Genomic DNA, 6708 nt, shown 5'->3' on the forward strand with positions numbered 1-6708 from the left:
CCCAAGGAGCTCCGCAGCAGGCCGGGCAGCCGGACGCGCAGGCCGCCGCGGGCCAGGCCCCCGGTTACGGCTACCCCCAGGCCCCGGCCCAGCCGCACCCCGGTCAGCCCGCCCAACAGGCCCCGGCGCAGGGCGCGTTCGGCCCCGCCCAGCCGCAGCCCGGGTACCCGGCGCAGGCCGGTCAGCCCGCGCCCGCCGACCCGCGCCAGGCGCACCAGCCCGGACAGCCGCAGGCCGCCGGGTACGGCTACCCGCAGCAGCCGCAGCACCCGGGCCAGCCCCAGCCGCAGCCCCAGGCCGACGGATACGGCTACCCGCCCCAGGCACCGCACCCCGGCCAGCCGCAGCCCGCTCAGCAGCAGCCGCAGCCCCAGCCGCACCCCGGGCAGCCCCAGCCGGGCCAGCCCCAGGCCGAGGGCTACGGCTACCCGCAGCCGCCGCAACAGCCCGCGCAGCCCGGCTATGGCTACCCGCCCCAGCAGGGCGGCTACGGCTACCCCCAGCAGCAGGCTCAGCAGCAGCCCGCGCCCCAACAGCAGCCCCCGGCCCAGCCCCAGCCGCAGGCGTCGCAGCAGGCCCCCCAGCAGAACCCGGGGGTCCCGCCCGCCGCCTACGGCAACCAGGGCCAGGGCAACCAGGGCTGGAGCGCCCCGCCCGGCCCTCAGGCCGGCCCCGGCGCACCCCAGCAGCAGCAAGCGGCGCCCGGTACTCCGCTCGGCTACAACGCCGCCGTGGAGCTGTCCTCCGACCGGCTGCTGCGCAACCAGCCCAAGGCCCGCAAGAACAACCAGGCCCCGTCCCGGTTCAAGCTCGGCGCCAAGAAGGAGGCCGCGGAGCGGGAGCGGAAGCTGGGTCTGATCCGTACGCCGGTGATGTCCTGCTACCGGATCGCGGTCATCAGCCTCAAGGGCGGCGTCGGCAAGACCACGACGACGATGGCGCTCGGCGCCACGCTCGCCAGCGAGCGGCAGGACAAGATCCTCGCGATCGACGCCAACCCGGACGCGGGCACCCTCGGCCGCCGGGTGCGGCGCGAGACCGGCGCCACCATCCGTGACCTGGTGCAGGCGATCCCGCAGCTCAACAGCTACATGGACATCCGCCGCTTCACCTCGCAGGCGCCCTCCGGCCTGGAGATCATCGCCAACGACGTGGACCCGGCGGTCTCCACCACCTTCAACGACCAGGACTACCGCAGCGCGCTCGACGTGCTCGGCAAGCAGTACCCGATCATCCTCACGGACTCGGGCACCGGCCTGCTCTACAGCGCGATGCGCGGAGTGCTGGACCTCGCCCACCAGTTGATCATCATCTCCACGCCCTCGGTCGACGGTGCGAGCAGCGCCTCGACGACACTGGACTGGCTGTCGGCGAACGGGTTCGCCGATCTCGTCCAGCGGTCGATCACCGTGATCTCCGGTGTCCGTGAGACGGGCAAGATGATCAAGGTGGAGGACATCGTCGCGCACTTCGAGACTCGTTGCCGCGGTGTCGTCGTGATCCCCTTCGACGAGCACCTCGCGGCGGGCGCCGAGGTGGACCTCGACATGATGCGTCCGAAGACGCGCGAGGCGTACTTCGACCTCGCCTCGGTCATCGCCGAGGACATCGCGCGCACCCAGCAGGGCTTCGGCAACCCGAACATGCAGTACCAGCAGCAGCCGCAGCAGGGCTACCCGGAGCAGCAGGGCTACCCGGCCCCGCAGCAGCAGCCCCAGCAGCCCTACCCCCAGCAGGGCGGCGCCCCGCAGCCGGGCCAGGGCTGGGGGCAGCAGGCCCCGCAGCAGCCCGCGCCGGGTCAGGGCTGGCAGCAGCAGGCGCCGCCGCCCCAGGACCCGCAGCAGGGTCAGCCGCCCCAGCAGGGTTCCGTACCGCCCGGCTGGACGCAGCAGTAGCGCCCGAACCACGAAGGCGGCCGGTGCCATCGAGGCACCGGCCGCCCTTCGGCGTCGTAGGACTGACTACTCGGCGGCCGCGATCAGCTCCCGGCAGCGCTTGACGTCCTCGGCCATCTGCTCCAGCAGGGCGTCGAGCGACTCGAACTTCGCCTGGCCGCGGACGAAGGCGAGGAAGTCGACGGCGACGTGCAGGCCGTACAGGTCCAGGCCGACCCGGTCGATCGCGTACGCCTCGACGGTGCGCTCCGTGCCGTCGAACTGCGGGTTGGTGCCGACGGAGATCGCGGCCGGCATCGCCTCGCCCTGGGCGTGCAGCCAGCCGGCGTAGACGCCGTCGGCGGGGATGGCGGTGTGCGGGAGGGTCTCGACGTTGGCGGTCGGGAAGCCGAGCTCCCGGCCCCGCTGGGCCCCGCGCACGACGACGCCCTCGACGCGGTGCGGTCGGCCCAGGATCTCGGCGGCGCCCTCGACGTCGCCCTCGGCGACCAGGCGCCGGGTCAGGGTGGAGGAGAACGGCTCGCCGCCGCCCGCGTCACCGGTCACGTACAGGTCGACGACCTCGACCTCGTAGTCGTAGGTCTTGCCCTGTTCGGCGAGGAACTCGACGTTCCCCGCCGCCCGGTGGCCGAAGCGGAAGTTCGGGCCCTCGACGACGGCCTTGGCGTGCAGCTTGTCGACCAGGACCTTGACGACGAAGTCGGCCGGCGACAGCTTCGAGAACTCGGTGGTGAAGGGGAGGATCAGCACCGCGTCCACGCCGAGCTCGGCCATGAGGTCGGCGCGGCGGTGGTGCGGGGCGAGCAGGGGCGGGTGGCTGCCGGGGCGGACGACCTCGCTGGGGTGCGGGTCGAAGGTGACGACGACGGCGGGAACGCCCAGCTCCTGGGCGCGGTCCACGGCATGCCGGATGATCAGCTGGTGCCCGCGGTGGACCCCGTCGTAGGAACCGATGGTGACGACGCTGCGCCCCCAGTCCTGGGGGATGTCCTCCAAGCCACGCCAGCGCTGCACTGTGACCGCTCCTCGTCGAACCCGTGTCCGTGTTTGCTCGTACGCTCTTACGCAGGTCTAAGGGTGCCATGCCGGGCGCTCACGGCCCGCATCGGCATGGGTGCTGTGACGGGGTGCACGTGCGGACGCGCCGCTCATGCAGGGACTCGGACGCCGGACAGGTTCTCGATCATCCGGCGGGTGCTCGGGCCGACCACGGCCGTCCACTCCTGAGGGGTGTCGGTCAGCCAGCCGGCGACCCGTGCGGCGAAGCCGGGGACGTGGCGGCCGAGGTCGACCAGGCCGCGGTCGAAGCGGGCCGCGCCGTCCGGTGTGCGGACGAGCAGCAGGCCGGTGTGGTGGACGAGGTCGCGCAGACCGTCGTCCGGCTGGTCGCCGCGGCGCCGGACGGTGGCGTGCAGGAAGGCGTCGAGCACGGCGGGCGCGTGTTCGCGGGCGAGGAGGAAGTCCAGCAGCTCGCGACGCAGGGCGCGGGAGTCGGGCGTGCCGGGATCGGCGAGTACGACGGCGAGGGCGGCCCGCACCGGTTCCGGGCCGCTCTCCAGCAGCGCGGTGACCAGCGGCAGGAGGACGGCGCGGGCGCTCGGGCCCTGGTCGAGGCGCTCGTCGACGTACGCGGCGACGTCCGCTGCGGTCTCGGGGCGCCGCTCCACCGCTCCGCGCACCACGGCGGCGATCCTGCGCGCGAGGCCGGGCGTGGTGACGTCGGCGAGGGTGTGCAGCGCCGCTGCGGCGTCCGGTCGGCCGAGGCGGGCCCGGAAGGCTTCGAGGACCTGGTCGGGGTGGGTGGCCAGGGCGACGACCAGGGCGCTGGGCGGGAACTGGGGGTCGTCGGCCGCGAAGTGCGCCAGCGCCTGCGGGAGATGGCGGGTGCGGGTGTGCGGGTCCCGGACGAGGACGGCGAGCGCGCCGCCGTGCAGGGTGCAGTCGTCGGGGCGGGCGAGCAGGGCGAGGGCGGCGTGGCGCAGCAGCTCGCGGTCGGCCTCGGTGCGGACATGGGGCGCGGCGCGCACGCCGTACGCCACCGCCGCGACGCGTCGCCCGGGCCGTTCGTCGTGCGCCCAGCGGTCGACGGCCCGGCAGATCGCGGACGTCTCCTCCTCGGCCAGTACGGCGAGGAGTTCGTCGGCCCTGCGGTGCGCGCTGTCGACGAGGGCCTCGGTGAGGTCGTCGAGGGCGCCGTGGCGGTGTGTGTGGAGCAGTGCCTGGGCGGCGTGGGCGACGGTGGCGTGCGGGGTGGCGGGCAGCGGCCGGTCGTCGTCGAACCAGCGGGTGAGGTGGCGTTGTACGGCGGTGGGGTCGGCGGCGAGGAGCGTGGCCACGGCGTCCAGGTACCGGGGGTGGCGGGGATGGCGGGGCTCCCCGGCGTCGGGTGTCTCGGCCGGCGGGCCGGCGGTGCGGACGAGACGGCGGAGCAGGTCGAGACGCTCGCCGTCCGGGAGCGGCAGCGCGGTCCAGAAGCCGGGGTCGAACTCGCGAGGGGCGGCGCGCCGGTGGCGCCGCCAGGCCACGATCCGGTCGGTGAGCAGGCGCAGTACGTCCAGGTACGGCGTCGCGTCGGGGACGCGCAGCAGGGTCTCGGCGAGGAGCCGGGCGGCCCACCAGGAGGTGCGATCGGCCTCCAGCGCGCTCATCAACTCCATCAGCCGCAGGGCGAGTTGACGGGGTCCGTGGTGGCGTGGGAGCAGCAGGAGCGCCTGGACGACGGGGCCGATGCGGTGGTGCGGGACGGGGAGGGGGTGCTCGGCGTCGGGGTCGGTGCGACGGCGGTGCACCAGGGCGTGCAGGGCTTCGTCCAGATCGAGGTGCATGCCCTGGATCCAGTCGGCGAGCTCCTCGTGGGCGAATCGGTAGCCGTGGCCCGCGGGGACGAGGAGGCCTTCGGCGAGGACGGCGGAGGCCCAGCCGGTGCCGCCGCCGAGCCGCGCGGGCGCCTGGCCCCACGGGAACACCGCCTCGAACGACGTCCGGTCCAGCTCCCCCTGGCCCGGGCCGAGGCTGCGCCGGGCGGCCTCGTGGACCTGGCCGGAGACCTTGGCGGCGAGCCGGCGTACGGCGGTGCCGCGCAGGCCGTTCTCGACGGCGAGGCGGACGGCGATGCGCAGGCACATGAGGTCGAGGTGGGCGGAGAGGACGTCGTCGCGGTCGACCGGAGCGGTCGGGGCGTCGGGGAGGGCGGCGCGTACGTCGGAGAGGAGGCGCAGGGTGAGCGGGTGGCGGGCGTCGGGGCCGGTGAGGGCGCCTTCGGGGATGCCGTAGCGGGCGCGGGCCTGCCGGGCCTCGGCGGGGGTGAGGTCGTCGAGCGGCACGCAGGGCGGGAACGGTCCGGACGTCCGCTCCGCGGGGCGGTACAGCAGCTCCTGCGGAAACTCGGCGCCGGCTCCCTCCCAGTACTCCGCCCGGCACGCCACCACCAGCCGCGCCCCCGTCACCCGCAGCCACTCCTCCGTGCCCTCGGTCCACTCCGTGAGCCGGTGGGCCAGGACGGGCGGCATCTCCTCCGGGCCGTCCAGGAGGAGCAGAAGAGGGCGGCCGGCGGCGCGGGAGAAGTCGGCCAGTCGTTCCGGTGTCGTGTCGCCCAGGGCGGCGGGGTCGACCGACGCCGACGCCGCCACGATGCGGGCCGCCCGGGCCAGGGCCCGGCGCGCGGCGTCCGCCACCGAGGTGTCGTCGCCCTTCAGGTCGGCGCCGCGCAGCCACAGCGTGGGGGCCGCCTCCGGGCCGCGGTGGCGGCGGGCTGCGAGGGCCGCGAGTTCCGTCGTACGGCCGCTGCCGGGGCGCCCGACGAGGCCGAGCACGCGGGCGCCGCTCGCGGTGAAGGCGCTGAACTCCCGTGCCGTGGAGGCCCGTTCGACCGGCGCCACCACTCCCCCGGCGTCGGCCGGCGGACCGTCCTGCCCGACCGACGTGGCCGTCAGCTGCAGTACGCCCGCCAGGTTGAGGTCGGCTCCGTACGCCGGCACCGTCGCCGCGTTCTCGGCGAGCAGCGCGGCCAGCGGGCCACCGGAGCGTGAGTGGAGCGGGACGGCGAGAACGGCATCGCGCTGACCGGACCGCAGGGCCGTGCCGAGCACGCCCACGACAGTGCCGGTGCGGGCATCGAGCACAGGCCCTCCGGCCACCCCGCCGCCGCCTGTGCGCAGCGCGTCCCGGCCCGCCGTGCCGATGGCCAACTCCAGGGCACCGTCGAGAAGATGGCGGCGGTCCGTCGAGGAGTACGTCGCCGACACCGCGCCCAGCACCCGCGCCTCCCGCCATCCCCCGGCCGCGATCCGCACATACGCCCCGATCCCGACCCGCTCCCGACCAGTCACCGGCAACGGGCCCACGCCCAGCCCCTGAGTCGGTACGAGAGCCAGGCCCAGCTCCGGCAACGGGGTCACCTCGGCCGCGTCCACCACACAGCAACGTTCCCCATCGGCAGCACGCAGGACCAGCCGGGCCGGCCCGTCGACGACCTCATGGCTGGTGACGACCGTGCCGCGATGGTCGCCCACGAACCCGAGCCCACGGGGCCGGCCTGCCAGGTCATGAATGCGCACCAGGTCCGCGTCCAGGACACGGCCCCCCAGGCCTTCGCCGTCCGGGCCGTCCCCACCGCGACTGCCGTCAGCGGTGCCGGCCCCTTCCGCAGGCTCACCGTCCCGATGCCTGGTCCGGGCGTCGTCGTGAGACCGGGATCGACCCGAGTGGGCGTCTGGGCCGCTCGTCTCACTCCCGCAGGGGAATTCCGCGCCGGCCCAGGGCCCCGAAGCCTCCCCGAGATCCCAGAGCCGCGCACCGGCGCCCCCCTGAGAGC

3 protein-coding genes are annotated in these 6708 nt (G+C 75.1%); 1 reads left to right on the top strand and 2 read right to left on the bottom strand.

Features of this window, described 5'->3' with window-relative positions; genetic code table 11:
* Nucleotides 1-1895 (top strand): MinD/ParA family ATP-binding protein (locus tag L0P92_RS40595; protein WP_234768155.1); only part of this gene is annotated, 1895 nt, incomplete at its 5' end.
* A gap of 66 nt (nucleotides 1896-1961) precedes the next feature.
* Here L0P92_RS40595 and L0P92_RS40600 read toward each other — a convergent pair.
* Nucleotides 1962-2909 (bottom strand): bifunctional riboflavin kinase/FAD synthetase, encoded by a 948-nt coding sequence (locus L0P92_RS40600; RefSeq protein WP_234768156.1) that lies wholly within the window; start codon nucleotides 2907-2909, stop codon nucleotides 1962-1964.
* 134 nt (nucleotides 2910-3043) lie between these two features.
* Nucleotides 3044-6481 (bottom strand): serine protease, encoded by a 3438-nt coding sequence (locus L0P92_RS40605; protein ID WP_237696658.1) that lies wholly within the window; start codon nucleotides 6479-6481, stop codon nucleotides 3044-3046.
* Between the last annotated feature and the right edge of the window lie 227 nt (nucleotides 6482-6708).

Source organism: Streptomyces muensis (assembly GCF_021474425.1).
GTDB lineage: Bacteria > Actinomycetota > Actinomycetes > Streptomycetales > Streptomycetaceae > Streptomyces > Streptomyces muensis.